24 protein-coding genes are annotated in these 22,735 nt (G+C 68.9%); 12 read left to right on the plus strand and 12 right to left on the minus strand.

The features are described from left to right. Positions 1–171: 171 nt before the first annotated feature. Together AC3WL7_RS07885 and AC3WL7_RS07890 are read right to left on the minus strand one after the other, a co-directional pair. Entirely contained in the window at positions 172–753 is a 582-nt protein-coding gene (locus AC3WL7_RS07885) for a TlpA family protein disulfide reductase (RefSeq protein ID WP_492749921.1), read from the minus strand. After that, positions 750–2,024 carry a YihY family inner membrane protein gene (locus AC3WL7_RS07890; RefSeq protein WP_492749922.1) on the minus strand — a complete coding sequence of 425 codons (1,275 nt, stop codon included), beginning with the start codon at positions 2,022–2,024 and terminating at the stop codon, positions 750–752. Before AC3WL7_RS07890 ends, AC3WL7_RS07885 begins: the two co-directional genes overlap by 4 nt. A gap of 77 nt (positions 2,025–2,101) precedes the next feature. Here AC3WL7_RS07890 and wrbA point away from each other — a divergent pair, with 77 nt between their 5' ends. From wrbA to AC3WL7_RS07905, 3 genes are all read left to right on the plus strand, one after another. Next, positions 2,102–2,695, plus strand: a complete 594-nt coding sequence (gene wrbA / locus AC3WL7_RS07895; RefSeq protein WP_492749923.1) for an NAD(P)H:quinone oxidoreductase — start codon at positions 2,102–2,104, stop codon at positions 2,693–2,695. Then, positions 2,692–3,027 carry a DUF2069 domain-containing protein gene (locus AC3WL7_RS07900; RefSeq protein ID WP_079220727.1) on the plus strand — a complete coding sequence of 112 codons (336 nt, stop codon included), beginning with the start codon at positions 2,692–2,694 and terminating at the stop codon, positions 3,025–3,027. Before wrbA ends, AC3WL7_RS07900 begins: the two co-directional genes overlap by 4 nt. Before the next feature lie 79 nt (positions 3,028–3,106). Continuing rightward, positions 3,107–3,592 carry an asparaginase domain-containing protein gene (locus tag AC3WL7_RS07905; RefSeq protein WP_079220726.1) on the plus strand — a complete coding sequence of 162 codons (486 nt, stop codon included), beginning with the start codon at positions 3,107–3,109 and terminating at the stop codon, positions 3,590–3,592. A 294-nt stretch (positions 3,593–3,886) separates the two neighbouring features. Here the strand turns inward: AC3WL7_RS07905 and AC3WL7_RS07910 are convergent, their stop codons facing one another. The 3 genes from AC3WL7_RS07910 to sufT all read right to left on the minus strand — a co-directional run bounded on the left by AC3WL7_RS07910 (position 3,887) and on the right by sufT (position 7,793). After that, a complete protein-coding gene (locus tag AC3WL7_RS07910; RefSeq protein ID WP_108746009.1) occupies positions 3,887–5,635 on the minus strand; it encodes a S8 family peptidase in 1,749 nt (582 codons plus the stop codon). 452 nt (positions 5,636–6,087) lie between these two features. Then, positions 6,088–7,182, minus strand: a complete 1,095-nt coding sequence (locus AC3WL7_RS07915; RefSeq protein WP_079220724.1) for a branched-chain amino acid aminotransferase — start codon at positions 7,180–7,182, stop codon at positions 6,088–6,090. A gap of 59 nt (positions 7,183–7,241) precedes the next feature. Beyond that, positions 7,242–7,793, minus strand: coding sequence for a putative Fe-S cluster assembly protein SufT (gene sufT, locus AC3WL7_RS07920; protein WP_079220723.1), 552 nt, complete (start codon positions 7,791–7,793; stop codon positions 7,242–7,244). Positions 7,794–7,915: 122 nt separating this feature from the next. Between sufT and AC3WL7_RS07925 the strand changes: the two genes are divergently transcribed. Continuing rightward, the gene (locus AC3WL7_RS07925) at positions 7,916–8,335 is read left to right on the plus strand and encodes a hypothetical protein (protein WP_079220722.1); all 420 of its coding nucleotides are present in this window, start codon (positions 7,916–7,918) and stop codon (positions 8,333–8,335) included. A 94-nt stretch (positions 8,336–8,429) separates the two neighbouring features. On the opposite strand, the gene AC3WL7_RS07930 is transcribed toward AC3WL7_RS07925, so the two are convergent. Continuing rightward, a complete protein-coding gene (locus tag AC3WL7_RS07930; protein WP_079220721.1) occupies positions 8,430–9,890 on the minus strand; it encodes an NAD(P)(+) transhydrogenase (Re/Si-specific) subunit beta in 1,461 nt (486 codons plus the stop codon). Further along, positions 9,887–10,207 (minus strand): NAD(P) transhydrogenase subunit alpha part 2, encoded by a 321-nt coding sequence (locus AC3WL7_RS07935; protein WP_262216490.1) that lies wholly within the window; start codon positions 10,205–10,207, stop codon positions 9,887–9,889. The genes AC3WL7_RS07930 and AC3WL7_RS07935 overlap by 4 nt, the downstream gene beginning before the upstream one ends. A 98-nt stretch (positions 10,208–10,305) precedes the next feature. Between AC3WL7_RS07935 and AC3WL7_RS07940 the strand changes: the two genes are divergently transcribed. From AC3WL7_RS07940 to AC3WL7_RS07950, 3 genes are read left to right on the plus strand one after another with little or no spacing between them, the layout of a single operon-like run. Beyond that, entirely contained in the window at positions 10,306–10,890 is a 585-nt protein-coding gene (locus tag AC3WL7_RS07940; RefSeq protein WP_079220720.1) for an RNA polymerase sigma factor, read from the plus strand. Next, positions 10,887–11,213 carry a hypothetical protein gene (locus tag AC3WL7_RS07945; protein ID WP_108758843.1) on the plus strand — a complete coding sequence of 109 codons (327 nt, stop codon included), beginning with the start codon at positions 10,887–10,889 and terminating at the stop codon, positions 11,211–11,213. The genes AC3WL7_RS07940 and AC3WL7_RS07945 overlap by 4 nt, the downstream gene beginning before the upstream one ends. A gap of 5 nt (positions 11,214–11,218) precedes the next feature. Continuing rightward, positions 11,219–11,668 (plus strand): DUF3106 domain-containing protein, encoded by a 450-nt coding sequence (locus tag AC3WL7_RS07950; protein WP_492749924.1) that lies wholly within the window; start codon positions 11,219–11,221, stop codon positions 11,666–11,668. A 77-nt stretch (positions 11,669–11,745) separates the two neighbouring features. Here AC3WL7_RS07950 and AC3WL7_RS07955 read toward each other — a convergent pair whose 3' ends face one another. Next, complete coding sequence (locus AC3WL7_RS07955; RefSeq protein ID WP_492749925.1) at positions 11,746–12,825, minus strand: NAD(P) transhydrogenase subunit alpha; 1,080 nt, start codon at positions 12,823–12,825, stop codon at positions 11,746–11,748. A gap of 52 nt (positions 12,826–12,877) precedes the next feature. Then, positions 12,878–15,220 (minus strand): PacR family protein, encoded by a 2,343-nt coding sequence (gene pacR, locus AC3WL7_RS07960; RefSeq protein WP_079220716.1) that lies wholly within the window; start codon positions 15,218–15,220, stop codon positions 12,878–12,880. Between the two features lie 331 nt (positions 15,221–15,551). On the opposite strand from pacR, the gene AC3WL7_RS07965 reads away from it, so the two are divergent. The 4 genes from AC3WL7_RS07965 to AC3WL7_RS07980 are packed head-to-tail and all read left to right on the plus strand — an operon-like array spanning position 15,552 to position 18,445. Beyond that, positions 15,552–16,130 carry a nitroreductase family protein gene (locus AC3WL7_RS07965; protein ID WP_492749926.1) on the plus strand — a complete coding sequence of 193 codons (579 nt, stop codon included), beginning with the start codon at positions 15,552–15,554 and terminating at the stop codon, positions 16,128–16,130. Next, entirely contained in the window at positions 16,115–17,104 is a 990-nt protein-coding gene (locus AC3WL7_RS07970; RefSeq protein WP_312738390.1) for a 5'-3' exonuclease, read from the plus strand. The genes AC3WL7_RS07965 and AC3WL7_RS07970 overlap by 16 nt, the downstream gene beginning before the upstream one ends. After that, the gene (locus tag AC3WL7_RS07975) at positions 17,101–17,655 is read left to right on the plus strand and encodes an NUDIX hydrolase (RefSeq protein WP_079220713.1); all 555 of its coding nucleotides are present in this window, start codon (positions 17,101–17,103) and stop codon (positions 17,653–17,655) included. Before AC3WL7_RS07970 ends, AC3WL7_RS07975 begins: the two co-directional genes overlap by 4 nt. Further along, positions 17,648–18,445 (plus strand): N-formylglutamate amidohydrolase, encoded by a 798-nt coding sequence (locus AC3WL7_RS07980; RefSeq protein WP_492749927.1) that lies wholly within the window; start codon positions 17,648–17,650, stop codon positions 18,443–18,445. The genes AC3WL7_RS07975 and AC3WL7_RS07980 overlap by 8 nt, the downstream gene beginning before the upstream one ends. Before the next feature lie 6 nt (positions 18,446–18,451). Here AC3WL7_RS07980 and AC3WL7_RS07985 read toward each other — a convergent pair whose 3' ends face one another. Beyond that, positions 18,452–19,123 carry a DUF7716 domain-containing protein gene (locus tag AC3WL7_RS07985; RefSeq protein ID WP_492749928.1) on the minus strand — a complete coding sequence of 224 codons (672 nt, stop codon included), beginning with the start codon at positions 19,121–19,123 and terminating at the stop codon, positions 18,452–18,454. Further along, positions 19,120–20,532 (minus strand): MFS transporter, encoded by a 1,413-nt coding sequence (locus tag AC3WL7_RS07990; RefSeq protein ID WP_492749991.1) that lies wholly within the window; start codon positions 20,530–20,532, stop codon positions 19,120–19,122. The genes AC3WL7_RS07985 and AC3WL7_RS07990 overlap by 4 nt, the downstream gene beginning before the upstream one ends. Positions 20,533–20,623: 91 nt before the next feature. Here AC3WL7_RS07990 and AC3WL7_RS07995 point away from each other — a divergent pair, with 91 nt between their 5' ends. Next, complete coding sequence (locus AC3WL7_RS07995; RefSeq protein ID WP_492749929.1) at positions 20,624–21,523, plus strand: LysR family transcriptional regulator; 900 nt, start codon at positions 20,624–20,626, stop codon at positions 21,521–21,523. A gap of 231 nt (positions 21,524–21,754) precedes the next feature. Here the strand turns inward: AC3WL7_RS07995 and pip are convergent, their stop codons facing one another. After that, positions 21,755–22,696, minus strand: a complete 942-nt coding sequence (pip, locus tag AC3WL7_RS08000; RefSeq protein ID WP_492749930.1) for a prolyl aminopeptidase — start codon at positions 22,694–22,696, stop codon at positions 21,755–21,757. Positions 22,697–22,735 lie beyond the last annotated feature (39 nt).

Genomic DNA, 22,735 nt, shown 5'->3' on the forward strand with positions numbered 1-22,735 from the left:
TGTGAGCGGCATGGATGCCGCGACCAAGCCCCCATGGATGGGTTTACGGCGTCCCCCTCAACCGGACCCACCCCGCCTCCCAACAGGAAACCAGCTTCTGCTGTTGAGGTTGCCGGCCAGCGGCCGGCACTACCGCAGGTGCAGGGCTGCAAGCCCTGCAAACAAAAAAACCTACTTCGCAGCAGCGATCTGCTGTTCGATGTCAGCAGCGGTCACCGGCCCCAGGAACGTGTGCGCGACCTTGCCCTTCGGATCGATCAGGTGGGTCAGCGGCAGGCCGCGCGGGATCGCGAAGTCGGCTGGCGGGTCGAACGGGTCGACCACCACGATCGGATAGGTCACCGGATGCTTGGCCAGGAACGCCTGCATCTCCGGCGTCTCGATGTCCTCGTAGGCCAGGCCCACCACCTCGACGTTGCTGCGCATCGCGTGCAACGCCGACAGCTCCGGCATCTCCTTGCGGCACGGTGCACACCAGGTCGCCCAGAAATTCACCACCACCCACTTGCCGCGGTGCGCGGCCAGGTCGTACTCGCTGCCGTCGATGGCCTTCATCTTCAACGCCGGGAACTCGGCCGTGGTGCGTTCGGCCGGGTTCTCGTCGGTACCTTCCGCAGCTGCCGGGGGCGCGGGCGCCCGTGCCTGGGCCGGCGGCGTGCTGCTGGCCGGGGTCGGTTCCTGCGCGGGCTTGCAGGCAGCCAGGGCCAGCAGCAGGGCAAGCGGCAGGGCCTTCAACAAGGGCGTGCGGATCATGGTGTGTCTCCGGAATCAGGGTAGATGTCGCTGACACGGCGCTTGAGGCGCTCGCGCAGCGGCAGGCGAAGTTCGTCCAGGGCGGCCAGCGCAGCCTGGCCCAGGCTGTCATCGCGGTACGGCAGGTGCTGCTCGGACACCGGGATGCGCAACTGGGTGCATTCGTAGAGGTCGGCCAGGCTGACCTGGTCCAGGTCGCGCGCCAGCAGCCACTCGCCACGCTCGTCGCGGCGCAGCAGGCCGATGTCCTGCAGGTTGCAGGCCAGGTCCTGCAGCAGCGAATCGGTCAGCATCGGCTCCAGCCGCAGGATCTCATCGTCGGCCAGGCCGCGGCCCTTGCTGCGCGCGTAGTGGAAGCGCCCGAGCAGGCGCAGCAGGCCGTAGAACTCGAAGCCCTGCGGCAGGCGCAGCTCCACCGGCTGGTAGCGGAAGGCGGCCATCGACGAGGCCAGCGAAGCCCCCAGCAGCACCGCCACCCAGCACAGGTAGATCCACAGCAGCAGGATCGGCACGAAGGCAACCGTGCCGTAGAGCTTCTGGTAGGACTGGAAGCTGCCCAGGTAGGCACCGATGCCCCACTTGATCAGCTCCAGCAGGACCGCCGCCAGCACCGCGCCGGGAATCGCATGCCGCCACTTCACCGTGTGGTGCGGTACCACGCGGAACATCAGCATGATGCAGACGAACTCGATCAGCACCGGCGCCAGCCGCAGTGACAGGTCGGCCAGCCAGCGCCCTTCCTGGGTGCCGAACAGCGGCATCGCGAACACCCGCGCCGACACTGCCAGCGAAGCGGCCGCGAGCATGGCGCCCAGGGTCAGCACGGTCCAGTAGACCAGGAAGCGGGTCAGCTTGGGCCGCGTGCTGCCCACCCGCCAGATCTGGTTGAAGGTTTCTTCGACGCTGTTGAGGGTGATCAGCAGCGAAACCACCAGGGCGATGAAGCCGGCGGCGGTGAGCTGGCCGGCACTGGCCGAGAACTGCCGCAGGTAGCCCTCCGCCGCGCGCGCGGCGCTGGGCACGAAGTTGGAGAACACGTAGTCGCTGAGCTGGTCGCTCCAGCGGTCGAACACCGGGAATGCCGACAGCACCCCGAAGACCACGATCGCCAGCGGCACCAGCGCGAATACGGTGGTGTAGGCCAGCGCCGCGGCCGCCTGGAACAGGCGGTCGTCGAGGAAGCGGCGCCAGAGGAAGCGACCGAAGCTGGCGGCCCGTGCGCGATCCCGCGCGCGCTCCATCCACAGGTTGAGCGTATCCAGAGGTTCCATCGGCGAAAGGGTACCCGATGCGGAATCGATGCAGGATAGCCATACTGGCATCCACACGATGAGGAGACCTGCACGCGATGGGCGAGATTCTGGTGCTTTACTACAGCCGGGGCGGTTCGGTGGCACGGCTGGCGCGCCAGATCGCGCGGGGCATCGGCGAAGTGGCGGGCATGACCGCGCGCCTGCGCACGGTGCCGCCGGTGGCTGCAGTGACCCAGACCGCGCAGCCGCCGGTACCCGATGACGGCGCGCCCTACGTGAGCGTGCAGGACCTGGCCGACTGCCAGGGCGTGCTGCTCGGCAGCCCGACGCGCTTCGGCAACATGGCCGCACCGGTCAAGCATTTCCTCGATGGACTGGGCGCGGAGTGGGTCAACGGCACCCTGGCCGGCAAGCCTGCCGGTGTGTTCACCTCCACCGCCTCGATGCACGGCGGCCAGGAATCGACCCTGCTGTCGATGCAGGTGCCGCTGCTGCACCACGGCTGCCTGATCGTCGGCATTCCCTTCACCGAACCGGCGCTGAGCCATACCACCAGTGGCGGTACGCCTTATGGCGCCAGCCATGTGGCCGGTGCAGCAGACGACCCGCAGCCGACCGACGACGAGGCCGTCCTGGCCCGCGCGCTGGGCCGCCGGGTGGCCGACATCGCACAGCGGCTGGCCCGATGAATACCGCGCCGCGCACGGTCCTGCTGCTGGCCCTGCTGGGCCTGGCGGCGCTGTACGTGGGCTGGTTCATCAATGACAAGCACTGGCTGGCCACCCAGCTGGTGTTCACCGCACCGCCACTGGCGCTGGCCATCGCCCTGCGCCTGGGCTGGCGCAAGGCCGGTTTCTGGGCCTCGGTGCTGGCCCTGGGCTGGTTCAGCCATGGCGTGATGAGTGCCTGGAGCCACCCGGAGACCCGCTGGCTGGCGCTGATCGAGACGGCTCTGGCCCTGCTGGTCATCTTCGCCGCCAGCCTGCCGGGGTTGCGCGCCCGCTTCAGCAAGCGACGCTGACGCTGCGGCCGCCGGGCCTTATCATCTGTGTTCCCGGCCCCGCGCCGCTGTACCTGTCCTGGTTTCGCGCATGCACATGATGGAAGAGCTCCTGGTCGTCACCACCGGTGGCACGATCGACAAGATCTACTTCGACGACAAGTCGGACTACCAGATCGGTGATCCGCAGATCGGCATGATCCTGCGGGAGCTCGGGGTGACCTTCCGCTTCAACGTGATTCCGATCCTGCGCAAGGATTCGCTGCACATCAACGATGACGACCGCGAGCTGATCCGCGCGACCATCGCCGCGCAGGCGACCCGGCACGTGCTGGTCACCCATGGCACTGATTCCATGGTGCAGACCGGCCAGGTGCTGGCGACGATTCCGGACAAGACCATCGTGATGACCGGTGCGCTGAGCCCGGCACGCTTCCGTGGCTCGGATGCGGAGTTCAACATCGGCTGCGCGATCGGTGCGGTGCAGTCGCTGCCGACCGGCGTGTACATCGCGATGAACGGCCGCATCTTCGATCCGCAGCATGTGCGGAAGAACGTGGCGGCCAACCGCTTCGAGTCGGTCTGAGTTTTTTGCGGCGCGCTGTCGCGCGGAGGGATCCGGCGTTTCTGTTGCTGCTGGGTTGAGGGGGTGATCCCCCCGACGCAGGACACGCCGTGAACCCATCCATGGGGGCTCGATGGCGCCATCCTTGGCGCCAACGGTCCTGCGTCGGGGGGATCGCCCCCTCCTGACAGGTCATGGCGCGCGGCCAGCAAAGTCAAGGGCAGAGCGGATGCCCGGACGTCCAGGCATATTCGCACCACCCCAAAAAAACACCCCGGCCGAAGCCGGGGCGTGCCCTTGGAGAGGGACTTGGGCTCAGTACTGGGCGTTGAGGCTGACGCCCGAGAAGGTGCTGTAACCCTTCACCCGGACATGCCAGGTGCCGGCGGCGGGGCTGTTGATGGTGCAGGTTTCGTTGTTGCCGCTCAGGTACGGGCGGCAGGTGTAGGTCGTGTCGGTCGGGGCGCTGCCCTGGCGCACGTACAGGTCGGCATCACCGCTGCCGCCGCTGATCGCCACGCGCAGCTGCGAGCGGCCGGCCGGCACCTGCACCGTGTAGCTGAGCGAAGCACCGCTGGAGGCCCCCAGGCCAGTCACCGGCACGTTGTTCTGCAGCACGCTGCCACCCGGGTTCGGGTTGCCGCCGCCGGTGCCATTGATGGCCGCGGTGACCGCTGCATCGGCATCGATGATGCCTGCGCCGCAGCCGCCCGAGCAGGCGCCCGGCAAGGGACGTGCGGTGCTCTTGATGATGCTTTCCACCTGCGCCGGGCTCAGCGGCGAGGGTGCCACCGACTGCATCAGCGCGACCACGCCGGCCACGTGCGGCGCCGCCATCGAGGTGCCGTTGTAGGAGGCGTAGGTTGCGCTGGCCGGCACCGTGGTGCCGGTGTTGAGGGTGGAGAGGATGTTCGCGCCCGGTGCGGAGATGTCGATGCCGGTGCCGTAGTTGGAGAAGCTGGCCTTGGCGCCGGTCGAGGTCGTCGCAGCGACAGCCACGACGTTGGCGCAGTTGGCCGGCACCGAGGTGGAGACGTTGGCCGACTCGTTGCCGGCGGCCACCACCACGGTGGTGCCACGGCCGACCGCGCCGTTGATGGCGTTCTGGTAGGTGGTCGAGCAGCTGCCGCCACCACCCAGCGACATGTTGATGACCTCCGCCGGGTTGGCGTTGGCCGGCACGCCGCTGACCGTGCCACCGGAGGCCCAGGTGATGGCGTCGACGATGTCCGAGGTGTAGCCGCCGCACTTGCCGAGCACGCGCACCGGCACGACCTTGGCGTTGTAGGCGGTACCGGCCACGCCGGTGCTGTTGTTGGTCACCGCAGCGATGGTGCCGGCCACATGGGTGCCGTGCCAGCTGGAGCTGGAGGCCGGATAGCCGGCGCCGCACTCGTTGGCGGCGTACCAGTCACCCTCGTCGTTCGGGTTGTTGTCGCGGCCGCCGCCATCGCGCGCCATCGCGGCATCGCTGATGAAGTCGTAGCCGGGCAGGATGTTGGCGTTCAGATCCGGATGGCTGGTGATGCCGGTATCGATGACGGCCACGACCACGCCGGTGCCGGTGGCCTTGTCCCAGGCCGGGCGCACGTTGATCGAGGCGTTGGACGTGCCGAAGCCCCACTGCTCGCTCAGGCGGGCGTCGTTCGGGGTCAGCGTGGCACGCATGATCTGGTCGACTTCCACGTACTCGACGTTCGGGTCGGCGGCGAGCTTGCGCATCAGCAGCTCGGATTCGGCCTGGTCCAGCGCGCGGTCGGAGCGCACCACGCTCGGCCCGGTGGCCAGGCGGCGGATCTGCTGCAGGCCGAGGGCGCGCCCCTGGGCGCTGGGCAGGCCGGCGGCGGCCGTCTTCAGCGACGAAGCCAGTGCGGTGGTGTTGGCCACCAGCTGGCTGCCGTCCTTGTACTTGACGATGAATTGCTGGTGCACCGGCGCGGACTTCAACCCGCTGAGCTGGACATCGCCAGCGAAGGCCGGGGCGGCCAGCAGCAGGGAGGTGACGACGGACGCACTGAGAACCACCCACGACCTGCGCAGACGCAGTTGCGAAACCTGGGACATCGGAATTTCCCTTTCTAGTGGTGTGAATGCCGGAATCGGCAGAAGCACCGGCCCGAGCGCGCGATGGCGGTGTGCACGCATGGCTCGAAGTCCGGTCAGTCAGCGGATTCCCCTGCGACCCGCCGTGCTGTTGACGCTAATGGCCCGAAACGGACTCCACAAGATTTTCAGCGTCTTTTCAGGAACATGAAATGTCTGATCTGAGACGTGATGGGTGTAGGGTTTGTGAAGGTGAAGGAACTTTCACCCGCCCTATACGGACATGAACGGGACTTTGGCTGTCCCGCCATGTCTTTGCCGACATCGGCAGGCTGGCTGCCGGGGATGGTTCCTGAAACGCAGAAAGCCCGTCGCGGGGACGGGCTTTCCGGGTAAAGCAGTCGAGCATGGCTCGACTCTACAGGGAGCGTAGCCGAGCGTGGGCTCGGCTCTACAGCTTCAGTGCGGGCGGATCAGCCCAGCTTGACCAGCCAGTTGTGGCGGTCCGGCTGGCGGCCGTACTGGATGTCGGTCAGTTCCTTGCGCAGCGACATGGTCACTTCGCCGGCCGGGGCGTTGATGTCGCCGACCGAGAAGCCCTCGCCCTTGAGCTGGCCGATCGGGGTGACCACCGCGGCGGTACCGCAGGCGAACACTTCGGCGATGTCGCCGGAGGCCACGCCGTTCTTCCACTCGTCGATGGTGACCTTGCGCTCTTCGACCTTCATGCCGCGGTCGCGGGCCAGCTGCAGGATGCTCTCGCGGGTGATGCCCTCGAGGATGCTGCCGGACAGTTCCGGGGTGACCAGGGTGCCGTCCTTGTAGACCAGGAAGACGTTCATGCCGCCCAGTTCTTCCAGGTACTTGCCTTCGACCGGATCGAGGAACAGCACCTGCGAGCAGCCCTGTGCCTGTGCCTTCTGCTGCGGCAGCAGCGAGGCGGCGTAGTTGCCACCGCACTTGGCCGCGCCGGTGCCGCCCTTGGCCGCACGTGCGTACTCGGTGGACAGCCAGATCGACACCGGGGCGACGCCCTTGGCGAAGTACGGGCCGGCCGGGCTGGCGATGACGTAGTAGCCGGCCTTGTGCGCGCCGCGCACGCCGAGGAAGGCTTCGTCGCCGATCATGAACGGACGGAAGTACAGGCTGGATTCGTCGGCCGACGGCACCCAGGCGCTGTCCAGCGCGATCAGCTGCTTCAGCGATTCGACGAAGATCTCCACCGGCAGTTCCGGCAGCGCCAGGCGCTGGGCCGAACGCTGCAGGCGGCGGCCGTTGGCATCGGGGCGGAAGGTCCAGATCGAACCGTCGGCGTGGCGATAGGCCTTGATGCCTTCGAAGATTTCCTGGCCGTAATGCAGGACGGCGGCGGCCGGGTCCAGCTGCAGCGGACCGTAGGCACGCACGTTGGCGTTGTGCCAGCCGGTGTCCTTGTCCCAGCGCACTTCCACCATGTGATCGGTGAAGTGCAGGCCGAAGCCCGGCTTCTCCAGGATCTGGGCGCGCTCTTCAGCGCTGCGCGGGTGGTCCGAACGGGTGACGGCGAAGCTGGGAATGGACTGGGACACCGGAGGATTCCTGTTCTGGTTGCGGGTAGTGCCGGGCCCGCCGGACAGCGGGCCGTGGGTCAAAGCATGCCGGTTTCGAGCCGGGCGGCCTCGGACATCATGTGCTGGTTCCACGGCGGGTCGAACACCAGGTCGACGTCGGCCTGGGCCACGGTGGGGATCATCTCGAGCTTGCTGCGCACGTCATCGACCAGGATGTCGCCCATGCCGCAGCCGGGGGCGGTCAGGGTCATCTTCACGTCGATCTCGCGCTGGCCTTCGTCCAGGTGCTTGATCTCGACTTCGTAGACCAGGCCCAGTTCGACGATGTTGACCGGAATTTCCGGGTCGAAGCAGGTGCGCAGCTGCTGCCATACCAGCTGTTCCACCTGTTCATCGGTGGCATCGGCGGGCAGCTCCAGCGGGGCCGGCGCCTCCTTGCCGATGGCGTCGCCGTCCTTGCCGGCGATACGGAACAGGTTGCCTTCGACGAACACCGAATAGCTGCCGCCCAGTGCCTGGGTGATATAGCCATAGCTGCCGGCGGGCAGGGTCACGGTGTCGCCCTGCGGGACCATCACGGCCTCGCAATCGCGTTCGAAGTGGACAGGTTCGCTGCTACGGGAATACATGGGGACCGATATGGGGCCGCGGCCGAAGCCACGCAAGACGGCATTCTAGCCCAGCCGCCCTGCCCCCGCCGGTGCACTGCGGCAAACCACAGTATCCTGTGGGTGTCCTTCAGGGAGCTTCGATGTCCTCCAATGCCGCGCGTGCCAGGACCGTCACCTGGCTTTGGCCCTTCATGTTGCTGCTGGGCCTGGTTGTCGCCCCGATGGTCTGGGTGCTGGTGGCCCTGATGACCGGCCGCCAGGTTGGCTGGATGGCGGTGGTGACCGCCCTGGAACTCACGTTCATGCTGCGCCTGGGCACGCTGGGCCCGGGCCGGCTGCGCGTCGCGCTGGTGGTGCTGGGCACGGCGCTGGTGAGCGCGGTGGCCTACTGGTGCATCGCCAGCGTCTGGATGGGTGGCTCGATGGGCCTGAATCCGATGGATGCCGTGTTGCGGATGGGCCCGCACCTGGCCTGGACCCTGACCAGCCTGGCCAACGGCGCCATGGAATGGATCTGGCTGGCGGTGGGCGTGGTCGTCGGCGCCTGGCTGGCGCGCTGATCACACCGATGCCGGTAGCGCCGGGCCATGCCCGGCGAGCGCAGCGGCCCCCGCAGCCGTCCGCCGGGCATGGCCCGGCGCTACCGGTACAGCCTCAATGCCCGCCGTCGAGCGCCTTCAGTTCGCTCACCAGCGAGGCCGCGGCTTCGGCACCATCGCCGTACAGCATGCGCGTGTTGTCGGCGTAGAACAGCGCATTCTCGATGCCGGCAAAGCCGGTGCCCTTGCCGCGCTTGATCACCACCACGTTGCGGGCGTTGACCACGTCCAGCACCGGCATGCCGTAGATCGGGCTTGCCGGATCGGTGCGCGCCACCGGGTTGACCACATCATTGGCACCGATCACCAGCACCACGTCGGTGTTGGCGAACTCGGGGTTGATGTCGTCCATGTCGGCGATCAGGTCATAAGGCACGCCGGCTTCGGCCAGCAGCACGTTCATGTGCCCGGGCATGCGCCCGGCCACCGGGTGGATGGCGAACTTCACCTTCACCCCGCGCTGGCCCAGCCGCTGCGCCAGTTCCCAGATCTTGTGCTGTGCCTGGGCGACGGCCATGCCGTAGCCCGGCACGATGACCACGCGCTCGGCGAAGGCCATCATCGCCGCCACGTCGGCTGCTTCGATCGGCTTCTGCGAACCGGTGATCGCCTGCGCTTCACCGCCGGCGCCGCCGCCGAAGTTGGAGAACAGCACGTTGCTGATCGGCCGGTTCATCGCCTTGGCCATCAGCCGGGTCAGCAGGATGCCGGCCGCGCCGACCATCATGCCGGCGATGATCAGTGCCTCGTTGCCCAGCACGTAGCCTTCGAAGGACACCGCCAGGCCGGTGAACGCGTTGTACAGCGAGATCACCACCGGCATGTCGGCACCGCCGATGGGCAGGGTCATCAGCACGCCCAGGGCCAGCGCCAGCACGAAGAAGGCGACGATGGACCAGGTGCTGAGCGTGCTGGCGGCGATGATCGCCAGGACCACCACGGCCAGCGCCACCAGCAGGTTCAGCGCCTGCTGGCCGGGCCAGGTCACGCGCTTGTCCAGGCGCCCGTCCAGCTTGGCCCAGGCGATGACCGAGCCGGACAGCGACACCGCACCGATGGCCGCGCCAACCACCGCCAGCAGCAGCACGGTGGCCGAAGGCTGGCGCGCGGCCAGGTCGGCCAGCGCCTGCGCACTCCAGTGGCTGGTATCGCGGTTGGCCAGGAAGGCATAGCGCAGCAGCTCCACTGCGCCGATGGCCGCAGCCGAGCCACCGCCCATGCCGTTGTAGAGGGCCACCATCTGCGGCATGTCGGTGATGGCGACCTTGCCGGCCGACCACCAGGCCAGGCCGGCGCCCAGCAGCAGCGCCACCAGGATCAGCGGCACGTTGTGCAGTTCGGGCAGGAAGAACGTGGCCACCGTGGCCAGCAGCATGCCCAGCCCGGCCCAGCGGATGCCGCTGCGCGCGGTCAGCGGCGAGGCCATGCGCTGCAGGCCGAGCAGGAACAGGGTGGCGGCCACCAGGTAGCTGGCCTTGACCAGCCAATCGAGCAGTTCGACGGTGCTGATGTTCAAGCCTGCGGCTCCTTCGGTGCGTCCTTGCCGCCCTTGGGCGCGCTCGGCTTGAACATTTCCAGCATGCGCGCGGTGACCACGTAGCCACCGGCGGCGTTGCCGGCACCCAGCACCACGGCCAGGAAGCCCAGCGCCTTCTCCAGCGGTGTCTGCGCGTGGCCCAGCACCACCATCGCGCCGATCAGCACGATGCCGTGGATGAAGTTGGAACCCGACATCAGCGGGGTATGCAGGATGACCGGCACCCGCGAAATGATCACGTGACCGGCGATTGCGGCCAGCATGAAGATGTACAGCGCCACGAACCCGTCACTCATCGGCAACGCCTCCCGCTCTGTCTTCGTCGCCCCATCATAACCACGGGCTGAACCCCGCGCGCACCCCGGTCAACCAAAGCCGCGCTCACGCGTTGTCGATGGTGACCCCGAGCGAGGAACCGTACCCTGTGCTGGTGAGCAGCCCCCTCCCCCAGACCGCCGATGCCGATGCCCTGCCGGCGTCGCTGGAAGCGTTCCTGGCCAGCGTCGGCCCGCGCGCCTTCCGTTTCGCCGAGGCCGGCCTGCGCCAGCGCGAGGACGCCCTGGACGCGGTGCAGGACGCCCTGCTGCGCATGCTGGACTACGCCGACAAGCCGGCCGCCGAATGGGCGCCGCTGTTCTGGAGCATCCTGCGCCGGCGGGTGATCGACCTGCAGCGCCGGCGCCGCTTCCGCCTGCCGTTCTGGCGCGACAACCACGATGCCGACGGCGCCGACATCGACTGGGCCGACCCCGGCCCGGACCCGGCGCAGGCACACGAGCAGCACCAGCAGTACCAGCAACTGGTGCAGGCGCTGCGCACGCTGCCCGCCCGCCAGCGCGAAGCCTTCACCCTGCGCGTCCTGCAGGACCTGGACGGGGCCACCACCGCCCGCGCCATGGGCTGCAGCGAAGGCGCGGTAAAGACCCATCTGGCACGCGCCCGACAGGCGCTGCAGGATTACCTGGAGAACCATCCGTGAACCGCTCCCTGCCTTCCGATGACGCCCTGCGCAGCCTGCATGCGCAGTCGCTGCAGTCGCTGTCGCCGGCTACCCTGGCGCGGCTGCGCCAGGCCCGCCATGGCGCCCATGCGGCGCACCGGGGCCGCTGGCGCTGGTGGCTGGCCAGCGCGTGTTCGCTGGTGATGGCGCTGGGCATCGGCGTGCAGTTCACCGGCCCGGGCACGCACACGGGCCCGGCACCGGCACCGACGCTTGCCGCGGTGGAAGACAACAGCGCGCTGTACGACGAGAATCCCGACATGTACCTGTGGCTGGGCGACACCGACCTGGCGATGGAGTGAGAACCATGCTGCGACGCCCCACCCTGCCCCTGCTGTTCGCCCTGGTCCTGCTGCCGGCTGCGCCGCTGCTGGCACAGACCACTGCGCCTGCCGCCACACCGGGCCCCGTGCTGCCCAACTGGGAACAGTTGAGCCCGGCCCAGCGCGAGGCGCTGCTGGCGCCGCTGCGCGACCGCTGGAACGGCGCCGATGCCGGACAACGCCAGCGCATGCTGTCGCACGGCCAGCGCTGGCAGTCGATGAGCCCGGAAGAACGCGACAAGGCCCGCCGTGGCCTGCGCCGTTTCGAGCACATGAGCCCGGAACAGCGCGAGCAGGCGCGCGCGCTGTTTGGCCAGATGCGCACGCTGAGCCCGGCCCAGCGCGATGCACTGCGCGAGCGCTGGTCGCAGATGACGCCGGAAGAACGCAAGGACTGGGTGCGCGAGAATCCGCCGCCGGCGAAGCCGCGGTAAAGGGGTAGCGCCGGGCCATGCCCGGCGGATCCTGCGCGGGCCGCTGCGCTCGCCGGGCATGGCCCGGCGCTACCGTTTCATGCCTGCCAGCGGGTCTTTGCCAGCAGTTCGTCTTCCCAATCAAACCCGAGCTGGCCACCCTGCACGAACAGGGTGACGAAGTTGAGCAGGTTGCGCGCGTACATCTCGCTGGCCTGGGTGGCGCCGCGGCTGGCCAGATTCAAAGGGCCATCAATGGTCACGCCCTGGTGTTCGATACACTGGCCCGGCTGGGTCAGGGCGCAGTTGCCGCCGCTCTCGGCGGCCAGGTCGACGATCACGCTGCCCACCGCCATGCCCTCGACCATTGCTGCGGTGACGATGGTGGGCGCCGGTCGGCCCGGCACCGCTGCGGTGCAGATCACCACGTCCACGCTGCGCAGGTGGTCGGCCAGGCGGCGCTGCTGCTCGGCGCGTTCCTCGTCGGTCAATGCACGCGCATAGCCGCCCTCGCCCGCCGCGCTGACCCCCAGGTCGAGGAAGCGCGCGCCCAGCGACTGGATCTGTTCGCGGGTTTCAGGCCGCACGTCGAAGCCTTCCACCTGCGCGCCCAGGCGGCGCACGGTGGCGATGGCCTGCAGGCCGGCCACGCCGGCGCCGATCACCAGCACCTTGGCCGGGCGCACGGTACCGGCCGCCGTCGTCAGCATCGGGAAGAAGCGCGGCGCACGCTCGGCGGCGATCAGCGCGGCCTTGTAGCCGGCCATGCCGGCCTGCGAACTGAGCACGTCCATGGCCTGCGCACGCGTGGTACGCGGCAGCTGCTGCAGCGGGAACAACAGCAGGCGGTCATCGCCGGCCAGCGCCGCCAGCGACGGGTCGCTGGCCGGAGTGAGCAGGCCGACCACGCTGGCACCGGGCTTGAGCTGGGCCAGCACCGCAGCCGGTGGCGCCTGCACGCACAGCAGGATGTCGATCTCGTTCCAGCGGCCGGCGTCGAAGGCACGCGCGCCCGCATCGTCGTAGGCGGCATCGGGGAAGCCTGCGGCCAGTCCGGCGTCGGCTTCGTACCAGACGGTGATGCCCAAGGCCCCGAGCTTGCGCGCCGTTTCCGGCGTCAGTGCCACGCGCCGTTCGCCCGGCGCGGTCTCCTTCATCCCCAGCAACGCCACGGCCATGCAGGTCCCCGCTGATCGGTGAGTTTTCCCGATCCTAGCAGGCAGCCACCCCTCAGTGCAGGGTGGCGTTACCCGGGTCCAGGCGGTCGATCACGCCCTGCATGGCGCTGTCGAAGGCGCCATCGTCGACATGGGCGCGCAGGCGGCCCAGCCGCACCATCACCGCCAGTTCTTCCGGCGACGCCACGCAGAAGCGCACGCCACGACGGTTGACGAACAGCAGGCGCGAGGAGATCGGGCTGATCCAGGACAGCTTGCCGGCCTGGACCTTGCCGTCCTTGTCGACGAAGTCCAGCCAGTTGCCGATTTCCATGCGGCGGAAGCGGTCGGCGTCGGCATTGTCGAAATCATCGGTCTCGACCTGCCCGGCCAGTTCCACCGCGCTGGCTTCGGGCACCGGTGCGGTCGGCAGCGCGACCTGCGGCAGTTCCGGCAGCGCGCGCTGCAGTTCCGGGCGCGATTCGGCGATGCCCTGCAGGGTGCCGTGCAGCGCATCGATGGCGGCCGAGGCCGCATCACCGTGCACGCCGACACTGGCAAACACCTTGGCCAGCACCGGCTGCCAGGCCTGCAGCCACGGCTTGCCGACGATGTGCCGGCGGGCCTCGGCCACTTCCTCCAGCAGGCCGTCGCCCAGGCTCAGTGCCTCGGCCACGGACGCCCCGTCCTCGCCCTCGCGCAGCAGCGCCAGGGTCAGGTGGTGCTGCCACGGCTGGCGCAGGAACTCGGCGATGGCCGGCGGCAGGGTGGCGTCGCCGATGCGTCGGTCCAGTTCGGCGCCGGCACGGTTGCGGGCCATTTCCAGTTTTTCCTGGCCGCGCTGCGTTTCGGCGGCGCGGCGCTCGGCGATTTCCACGCGGCGGCGATGCTGCAGCAGGAAATCGCGGAATTCTTCTTCCAGGGTCAGGAAGATCGCCAGGTTCTCGTTGAACTCGGCGACCAGGCGCTCGATGATCTCCTCGACCTTGGCCATCAGCATGCGCTCGGCCTGGCTTTCTCCAGTATTGCCTTCGCAGGCCTCGGCCAGCGAATTGAGCAGCTTGCGGGCCGGGTGGGTCTTCTGCACGAACATGCGGCGGTCGAGCATGGCGACCTTGACGAAGGGCACCACCAGGCGGCCGATCAGCTCGCGCGAGCGGCCTTCCAGTTCGCGTTCGTCCAGCATCACGTCGAACAGCATGCCGACCAGATCGATCGCATCCTCGTCCTGCGGGTCCAGCCGGGTCTGGCCGGGGTCCACGCCGAGGCGGGTGGCGTTGGACAGCACTTCGCTCTTCAGCCGCTGCGCCAGCGATTCACCGTCCTCGCCGATGGCCGCGCGCAGGGTCGCGCTGGGCGTGGCCTGCAGCAGCGACAGCACCGACATCATCTCGCGCTGGCTGAGCGGGCGGTGCTGGCCCACGGCCACCTGCGCGGCCGACGTCGCATCCTCGCGGACATGCCGGGTCTGCTGCAGCAGCTCGTGCAGTGCTTCCAGCAGCATGCCCTGCTGGCCGGAATAGGCTTCGCCGGAACCGCCGGGCGCACCGCCAGGCATTCCGTCTTCGCCGGCCAGGTGCTGCTGCATGTGGCCACGGCGCTCGGACCAGCGCGCGGCGAACCGCTGCGCCCAGGCCGGTGCGGCCTGCTCCTCATCGCTGAAATCGGTCTCGAAGCCCGGCGCCTGGCGCTGTTCGACCAGATCGTCCATCCCGTGCGGGGCCTGCTGTGCCGGGGCCGCCGACAGCGGCCGCCGCGGGGCGCCCATCTGCGGCATCACACCGGCTGCAGCCAACTGCTCGTCCAGCTTCTCGTAGATGCGACCCACCGGCGCACGCATGTCGCGCTCGCACAGCTTGATCAGCACCAGATGTACTTCCGGGGCCAGCTCGCACCCGGCGAACGCCTGGTGGATGGCCACGCCCAGATGCTCGGGGCTGACCGGATCGAGATCGGCGTCCAGCTCGATGCCGCCGGCCAGCCAGCCCAGGCGGCGCTCCAGGCGGGCCAGCACCGGCTTGAAATCGCGCAGCAGCACGGTGGCGAAGTTGCGCACCGCCAGCCGCGACTCCAGCACATGTTCAGGAATCAGGCTCAGGCCTTCCTCGGCCGGGCCGGACAGGGTGGCCTCGGCGGACAGCGGCTCGCCGGCGGCCAACGCCGCCCAGGCCTGGTCCAGGTGGGCGGCAAAGGCCGCCGTGATCTCGTCGCGGCGCCGACGCAGTTCACGCATGGCGTCCAGGAACAGCAACTGCGACGCGCCAGCATTGCCGGCACGGTCGAACAGGGCGTCGTCAAACCGCGCCAGCGCCGCGCCGAAGGCCTGGCACAGTGCGGGCAGGACAGCGTCCCGCGCAAGCTGGAGCTGGGCCGGGTCACGACCCGGCGATCCCATCGGAGTGGGCGCGCTCATCATTCGGGAAGGCTCCCCACCTTCTCTGGTACGACAGACATCATGGACATCGCGACGGCCGGTACACCCCATGTACCGGTACGTCGATGGTAGGCCGGCCAGCCCGTCACGGACAGTGAAACAGTCCTCACTTCAAACCTCGCGACCGGCGGCCCGGCAAGACGGATATCCTAAGCCGTGCGGGGCCTGCGAGGCGAGGGGAAGCGCTCGCCGGTTGCCCGGCAGTGGCATGACGTTCATCACAGTTTGATATTCAGAGGGCAAACACGACGCAGACAGCGTCACCAACCGCCCCGACTATAATCTTCAGCCCGTGATGACCGGTTCAGACTCCATGCCCGACCCCGCTGCCCTGCTCGCCCTCGACGCCCGCCGTTCGGTGCCCTCGCGGCAGCTGGGCGAGCCCGGCCCGGACCCGGCCACCCTGCTGCGCATGCTGCAGTCGGCCGTCCGCGTGCCCGACCACGGCAAGCGCGTCCCGTTCCGCTTCCTGAAGATCGCCGGCGATGCCCGCCACGCGCTGGGTGACTTCCTGGTCGAACGCAGCCGCCAGCGCGATCCGCAGGCCGGCGAGGCGGTCCTGGAGAAGGACCGCCAGCGCTTCAGCCACGCCCCCCTGGTGATCGTGGTGGTGGCCAGCCCGCGCCCGGACCCGAAGGTGCCCGGGGAGGAACAGCTGATGACCGCCGGCTGCGTCTGCTTCGCCCTGCTGCAGGCCGCCCAGGCGCTGGGCTTCGGCGCGCAGTGGCTGACCGCGTGGATGGCCTTCGACCCCGCCGTGCATGCCCACCTGGGCCTGGTCGAGGGTGAAGGCATCGCCGGCTTCATCCATATCGGTACGCCGAAGGCCGAGGTACCCGAGCGCGAGCGCCCCGATGCCGCGGCGCTGCTGCAGGACTGGACCGGCCAGTGAGCGCCGTGAATGCCGTACCGCTGCCGCCGCCGCTGTACCTGGTGGATGCCAGCATCTATGTGTTCCGCGCCTGGCATTCGCTGCCGGACGAGTTCCAGGACAGCCAGGGCTGGCCGACCAATGCCGTGCACGGGTTCGCCCGTTTCCTGCTCGACCTGCTCGAGCGCGAGCGCCCCCGGCACATCGCCATCGCCTTCGACGAGGCGCTGGACAGCGGTTTCCGCCACCGCCTGTACGCGGCCTACAAGGCCAACCGCGACCCGGCGCCGGAGGCGCTGAAGCGCCAGTTCGTGCACTGCAAGGCGCTGTGCGCGGCGCTGGGCCTGGTGGTGCTGGCGCACCATGACTACGAGGCCGACGACCTGATCGGCAGTGCCCTTCACCAGCACCGGCACAGCCATCGCGGGCTGATCATTTCCGCCGACAAGGACCTGTCGCAGCTGCTGCTGGACCACGACGAACAGTGGGACTACGCACGCAACCAGCGCTGGGACGTGGCCGGGGTGAAGGCGCGGCACGGCGTGCACGCGCACCAGATCGCCGATTACCTGGCGCTGTGTGGCGATGCGGTGGACAACATTCCCGGGATCAGCGGCGTCGGCGCCAAATCGGCCGCGGTACTGCTGGCCCATTTCGGCAGCATGGACGCGTTGTACGAACGCCTGGACGAAGTGCCCTTCCTGCGCCTGCGCGGTGCCGCACAGATGGCCGTGCGCCTGCGCGAGCAGCGCGATCACGCCCAGCTCTGGCGGCAGCTGACCACCATCGCGCTGGATGCGCCGCTGGAAGGCAGCCAGCCCGGCCTGCTGCGCCAGCCGGCCGACCCCGAACTGCTGGGCGGCCTGTGCCAGGCGCTGCGTTTCGGCCCGCTGACGCGCCGCCGCCTGTTCAGCGCCGCCGGCGTCAACGATCCCGGTTCGGCCACTGCGCCCGGCCCAGACAATCCCCTTCCCTCCTCCAGCGAGCCCGCATGAGCCAGAGAAACACCGAAGCCCCGCGCGTCGTCTACGAAGGCAAATACCAGCGCATGGTCGTGCGCGGCAGCTGGGAATACAGCGAGCGCACCCATGCCGGCGGCCTGGCGGCGATCATCATCGCCGTCACCCCCGAGGACAACGTGCTGTTCGTCGAGCAGTTCCGCGTGCCGCTGCAGTCGGCGACCATCGAGATGCCGGCCGGCCTGGTCGGTGACATCAACGCGGGCGAGTCCATCGAGGTCTCGGCCGTGCGCGAGCTGGAAGAAGAAACCGGCTGGACCGCCGAGCACGCCGAAGTGCTGATGATCGGCCCGACATCTTCCGGCGCCAGCAGCGAGCAGATCGCCTTCGTCCGCGCCACCGGCCTGCGCCGCATCGGCGAAGGCGGCGGCGATGACAGCGAAGACATCACCGTGCATGAGATTCCGCGTGCACAGGCTGCCGCCTGGCTGGTGCAGAAGATGGGCGAAGGCTACGCGCTGGACGCCAAGCTCTGGGCCGGCCTGTGGATGATCGAGCATCACCTGGATGGGCGCCCGCGTGGCTGATGCCGGCCTGCATGCAGTGCCGGCCCTGCTGGGCGCCGACGATCCTGCGATCTACACGATCCACCGCGCGCAGGGCGCATCACCGTTCCTGCTGCTGGCCGACCATGCCGGCCAGCAGGTGCCGCGCGCATTGAACGGCCTGGGCCTGCCGCAGGCAGAACTGGACCGCCACATCGGCTGGGACATCGGCATCGCCGGCACCACCCGCGCGCTGGCTGGGCTGCTGGATGCCTGGGCGATCGAACAGACCTATTCGCGGTTGCTGATCGACTGCAACCGGCCGCTGGCCTCGCCCACGCTGATCCCGGAAGTAAGTGACCACACCGTGGTGCCGGGCAACGCCGGACTGTCGGCGGCACAGCGGCAGCAGCGCATCGACGCCATCCATGCGCCCTACCATGCGCGCATCGATGCCGAACTGGACGCGCGCCGCGATGGCGGCCGCCCCACCCTGCTGGTGATGATGCACAGCTTCACCCCGGCGATGAACGGCACGCCGCGGCCGTGGCACGCCGGCGTGCTGTACCACCAGGACACCCGCTTCGCGCAGGCGCTGCTGCAGGCGCTGCGCCATGAGGGCGATCTGGTGGTGGGCGACAACGAGCCGTATTCGGTCAGCAGCACCAGCGACTACGCGGTGCCGGTGCATGGCGAAGGCCGTGGCCTGGTGCATGTGGAACTGGAGATCCGCCAGGACCTGATTGCCGATGTGGCCGGGCAGCAGGCCTGGGCCGAGCGCCTGGCGCGGATTTTCAGCGCGTTGCAGCCGGGGTTGCTGGCGGCGGGGTAATCGTCATCAACGCAACACGGGCGCGTCCATCCACGGGAACGGCTTGAACCCGTGCACCTGCACGGCCGCGCCGATGGCTTCGAACTGATCCTTGATGGCCTGCGCGCGGCTGCGATCCAGGGCTTCGCCCAGCAGCAGCGGCAACGCACGGCAGCGTGCCAGCGCTTCACCCACCGACACCTCGTGCAGGTGCGCCACGGCCTGCGCGGTGGCCTTCAGCTGCTCATCCGCGCACGCCAGCAGCCACAGGTCGAACGACGTAAAGATGTCCGCGCCTACCCCGGCATAGCGCGCGGCCAGTCGGTCAGCCGCCGTAGCTTCCCCCAACGCTTCGTCGACACCTTCGACTTCCAGGAACGCGTCGTGCTCGCAGTAGTGCTCCAAGGCCTTTGCGTACTCCTCCACAGTGGATAGCGGACGCTGGCGCTTCTGTACAAAAAGCACACCCGCAAAGTTGCCAGGTTCGAGATACTCGCGCAGCCCAAGCGCGCGCGCCTCGGCCGGCACCTCGCCGTCGTCATCAAAGGCGGTGTCCTCATCGGGCGGCAACCAGAAGCGCGCCTGCATCGGCTCGCCGTCGGTGGCATGCACCCAGCCGAAGGACTCGTACACGCCATGGTTGTCGTTGCAGGCAGCGAACGCGTGCAGGGTCGGTTGCAGGTCGAGCAGTTCGATCATGCGCTGTTGGCCTGGCCATCGAGGGAACCGCAGTCTACCGCTGCCGGGCGCAGGCCCAGCGCGATGACTACGCCGAACAGGGCGAACAGCGCGGCGCCGTACTCGGCACGCACCAGCCCGGCCAGCGCACTGGGCGAACCCGGAGCACCAGCGCCGGCATTGGCCACCATCACCAGCACCGCAAGCCCCAGCGCCCCACCGATCTGTTGCGCGGTAGCCGCCATGCCAGATGCGACACCCTGCTGCGCGGCCGGCACGCCCTGCCCGGCCACGATCCACATCGACGTCCAGGTCATGCCCTGGCCGATGCTCAGCACCACCACGCCCGGCAACAGCGGCCAGAAGTTCGAGGCGTACGGCAGGGTTGCGGCCCCCCAGGCGATGCCGACGGCACCAGCCAGCTGGCCGAGCACCAGAACCTTGCGTGCGCTCCAGCGCTTCAGCGCCCACTCGGCCAGCTGGATGCCCACGGTGCAGACCGCCGTGGCCGGCAGGAACGCCAGGCCGGCCTGCAGCGGGCTCCAGCCGTAGCCGTCCTGGAAATACAGCGCCATGAAGTAGTACTGCACGCCATAGCTGCTCATGAAGGCGAAGGTGAGGCCGAGCGCGGCACGCAGGCCGGGCAGGCGCAGCAGCGCGAACTGCATCAGCGGGTCGCGGCTGCGCTGCTCGATCTGCACGAAAGCAACGAGCAGCAGCGCCGACAGCAGCAGGCACCCCAGCGTTGCCGGCGCGGTCCAGCCCCACTCCGGTCCCTGCACCAGGGTGGTCACCAGCAGGCTGCCGCCGAGGGTGACGGTGATGCAGCCGGCCAGATCGAACAAGCGACCCTGCGCGCGCGGGCCATCGGCAGGCAGCCATGCACCGGCGGCAACGGCGCAGGCGGTGGCCAGCGGCACGATCACCGCCAGCACGGCCGGCCAGCCGAACGCCTGGGTCAGCACACCACCGAGCAGGGTGCCCAGCGCCAGGCCGACCGCGCTGGCCATGCTCCAGATCGCCAGCGCGCGGTTGCGCACGGGGCCTTCGGCATACAGCGTGTTGATCAGGGCCAGCGTGGCCGGGAACAGCAGTGCGGCACCGATGCCCTGCGCCGCGCGCGCGATGATCAGCAGGGTGGCGTTCGGCGCCAGCGCGCCCAGCAGCGAGGCCAGTGCGAACAGCAGCATGCCCAGCCGGTAGAAGCGGCGGCGCCCGATCAGGTCGGCGGCGCGGCCGCCCAGCAGCAGGCTGCCGCCGAAGGCGACGGTGTAGGCGCTGACCACCCACTGCAGCTGCTGCGCATTGATCTGCAGCGCGCGGCCCATGTCATGCAGGGCGACGAAGATGATGGTGGCGTCCAGGGCGATGATCAGCTGGGCGGTGGCCAGCAGGGTCAGCGCCCAGCGCGGGTACTTGAGTGGGGGCATCGGCGGCGGTGGATCGGTGGGGGGGCGCAGTCTCATTGATGCGGCGCCATCAATAAACCCCCGCACGCCTATATCTGTCATGATTTTCGGCATGAATGGATCGTCATTGGACCTCAATGCCGTGCGCATGCTGGTGCAGGTGGCCGAGGCACGCAGCTTCACCGTGGCCGCCGGGCAGCTGGGGCTGAGCCAGTCCGGGCTGTCGCGCGCGATCAGCCGGCTGGAGGCCACGCTGGGGGTGAAGCTGCTGCAGCGGAACACCCGCAACGTGGCGCTGACCCCGGATGGGCGCCAGTTCGTCGACCAGGTGGCGCCGCTGCTGTGCGGCTTCGAGGATGCCGAGCGCCAGCTGGCCGATCGCCCGTGCACGCCTTCGGGAACGCTGAAGATCAGTGCGCCGTCGATGTTCGGGCGCAAGGTGCTGGTGCCGCTGCTGGGGCCGTTGCTGCAGCAGCATCCGCAGCTGCAGGTGGAGGCCGTGCTCAGTGACCGCCTGGTCGACCTGGTCGAGGAAGGCTTCGATGCAGCGCTGCGCACCGGCGTCATCGCCGACCAGCGCATCGTGGCGCGGCCGCTGCGGCCGCTGCGCTGGGTGACCGTGGCCAGCCCGGCCTATCTGGCCCGCTGTGGCACGCCGGCCGACATCGCCGCGCTGCATGACCATGCCTGCCTGGCGGTGCGCAACCTGCGCAGCGGGCGCGTGGTTGACTGGCAGTTCCTGCAGGAAGGCCACCTGCGCGATTTCACGCCGCCCACGCGGATGGTGTTCGACAGCGGCGACCCGCTGGTGGAAGCGGCCATCGCCGGCATCGGCATCGTGCAGGTGATGGATTTCGCCGTGGCCGATGCGTTGGCCGACGGCCGCCTGCAGCACGTGCTGCAGCCGTATGAGGGCCGCAGCCGCGCCTTGTCGCTGATCTATCCGCCGTCGCGGCAGCATTCGCCGAAGCTGCAGGTGCTGGCCGACGCGCTGTTGGCCGGAGACTGGTAGATCCACGCCATGCGTGGATGGGGTCGGCCCGGCGCTACCGGCGAGGCGTTGCCGGCCAGCGGCCGGCACTACCAGGCTGCAGTAGATCCACGCCATGCGTGGATGGGGTCGGCTTCGCGGTAGCGCCGGGCCATGCCCGGCGAGCCGCATCGCGGCGGCGGAACGGAATTCCGCCGGGCATGGCCCGGCGCTACCAGTAGGGCGTTGCCGGCCAGCGGCCGGCATTACCGATCAGGCAAAACCATCGGTGGCGCGCACCAGCGCGTCCACGTTCTCCGCTTCAAACGCCGAGTGGCCCGAGGCCGGGGTGATTTCCAGCTTCGCCTTCGGCCAGGCCTTGGTCAGGTCCCAGGCGTTGGCCAGCGGGCAGACCACGTCGTAGCGGCCATGCACGATCACGCCGGGGATGTCGGCAATGCGGTGCGCGTCGCGCAGCAGCTGGTCTTCCACTTCGAAGAAGCCACCGTTGACGAAGTAGTGGTTCTCGATGCGGGCGAACGCCAGCGCGAAGTGCGGGTCTTCGTGGCTGTTGATGAAGTCGTCATCCACGTGCAGGAAGCTGGTCGCGCCTTCCCACACCGCCCACGCCTTGGCCGCGTCCAGGCGGGTGGTTTCGTCTTCGCTGGTCAGGCGGCGGTGGAAGGCCGAGATCAGGTCGTGGCGCTCCACGGCCGGGATCGGCTTCAGGTAGTGCTCCCACGCATCGGGGAACAGGCGGTTGGCGCCTTCCTGGTAGAACCATTCCAGTTCCCAGCGGCGCAGCATGAAGATGCCGCGCAGGACCAGCTCGGTCACGCGCTGCGGATGCGTTTCGGCATAGGCCAGGGCCAGGGTCGAACCCCAGCTGCCACCGAACACCTGCCAGCGGTCCACCTTCAGGTGCTCGCGCAGCTTCTCGATATCGGCAACGAGGTCCCAGGTGGTGTTGTCGACCAGGTCGGCGTGCGGGGTGGAACGGCCGGCGCCACGCTGGTCGAACAGGATGATGCGGTACTTGGACGGGTCGTGGAACTGGCGCATCTTGTCGCTGCAGCCGCCACCCGGGCCACCGTGCAGCATCACCACCGGCTTGCCGTCCGGGTTGCCGCACTGTTCGAAGTACAGCGTGTGGCGGTCGTCCACCTGCAGGGTGCCGACGTCGTAGGGGATGATGGCGGGATACAGCGTACGCATGCTTGCAGCTCCAGGGTGATGCCCTGCCGAGGCAGGAGA

It is taken from the genome of Stenotrophomonas sp. FW305-3-2-15-E-LB1, assembly GCF_058787375.1.

Excerpts from the sequence above, each read along its gene's own strand:
- AC3WL7_RS07885 (WP_492749921.1), bottom strand. The coding sequence starts at position 753 with ATGATCCGCACGCCCTTGTTGAAGGCCCTGCCGCTTGCCCTGCTGCTG.
- AC3WL7_RS07890 (WP_492749922.1), bottom strand. The coding sequence starts at position 2,024 with ATGGAACCTCTGGATACGCTCAACCTGTGGATGGAGCGCGCGCGGGAT.
- wrbA (WP_492749923.1), top strand. The coding sequence starts at position 2,102 with ATGGGCGAGATTCTGGTGCTTTACTACAGCCGGGGCGGTTCGGTGGCA.
- AC3WL7_RS07900 (WP_079220727.1), top strand. The coding sequence starts at position 2,692 with ATGAATACCGCGCCGCGCACGGTCCTGCTGCTGGCCCTGCTGGGCCTG.
- AC3WL7_RS07905 (WP_079220726.1), top strand. The coding sequence starts at position 3,107 with ATGGAAGAGCTCCTGGTCGTCACCACCGGTGGCACGATCGACAAGATC.
- AC3WL7_RS07910 (WP_108746009.1), bottom strand. The coding sequence starts at position 5,635 with ATGTCCCAGGTTTCGCAACTGCGTCTGCGCAGGTCGTGGGTGGTTCTC.
- sufT (WP_079220723.1), bottom strand. The coding sequence starts at position 7,793 with ATGTATTCCCGTAGCAGCGAACCTGTCCACTTCGAACGCGATTGCGAG.
- AC3WL7_RS07925 (WP_079220722.1), top strand. The coding sequence starts at position 7,916 with ATGTCCTCCAATGCCGCGCGTGCCAGGACCGTCACCTGGCTTTGGCCC.
- AC3WL7_RS07935 (WP_262216490.1), bottom strand. The coding sequence starts at position 10,207 with ATGAGTGACGGGTTCGTGGCGCTGTACATCTTCATGCTGGCCGCAATC.
- AC3WL7_RS07940 (WP_079220720.1), top strand. The coding sequence starts at position 10,306 with ATGGTGACCCCGAGCGAGGAACCGTACCCTGTGCTGGTGAGCAGCCCC.
- AC3WL7_RS07950 (WP_492749924.1), top strand. The coding sequence starts at position 11,219 with ATGCTGCGACGCCCCACCCTGCCCCTGCTGTTCGCCCTGGTCCTGCTG.
- AC3WL7_RS07955 (WP_492749925.1), bottom strand. The coding sequence starts at position 12,825 with ATGGCCGTGGCGTTGCTGGGGATGAAGGAGACCGCGCCGGGCGAACGG.
- pacR (WP_079220716.1), bottom strand. The coding sequence starts at position 15,220 with ATGATGAGCGCGCCCACTCCGATGGGATCGCCGGGTCGTGACCCGGCC.
- AC3WL7_RS07965 (WP_492749926.1), top strand. The coding sequence starts at position 15,552 with ATGCCCGACCCCGCTGCCCTGCTCGCCCTCGACGCCCGCCGTTCGGTG.
- AC3WL7_RS07975 (WP_079220713.1), top strand. The coding sequence starts at position 17,101 with ATGAGCCAGAGAAACACCGAAGCCCCGCGCGTCGTCTACGAAGGCAAA.
- AC3WL7_RS07985 (WP_492749928.1), bottom strand. The coding sequence starts at position 19,123 with ATGATCGAACTGCTCGACCTGCAACCGACCCTGCACGCGTTCGCTGCC.
- AC3WL7_RS07990 (WP_492749991.1), bottom strand. The coding sequence starts at position 20,532 with ATGCCCCCACTCAAGTACCCGCGCTGGGCGCTGACCCTGCTGGCCACC.
- AC3WL7_RS07995 (WP_492749929.1), top strand. The coding sequence starts at position 20,624 with ATGAATGGATCGTCATTGGACCTCAATGCCGTGCGCATGCTGGTGCAG.
- pip (WP_492749930.1), bottom strand. The coding sequence starts at position 22,696 with ATGCGTACGCTGTATCCCGCCATCATCCCCTACGACGTCGGCACCCTG.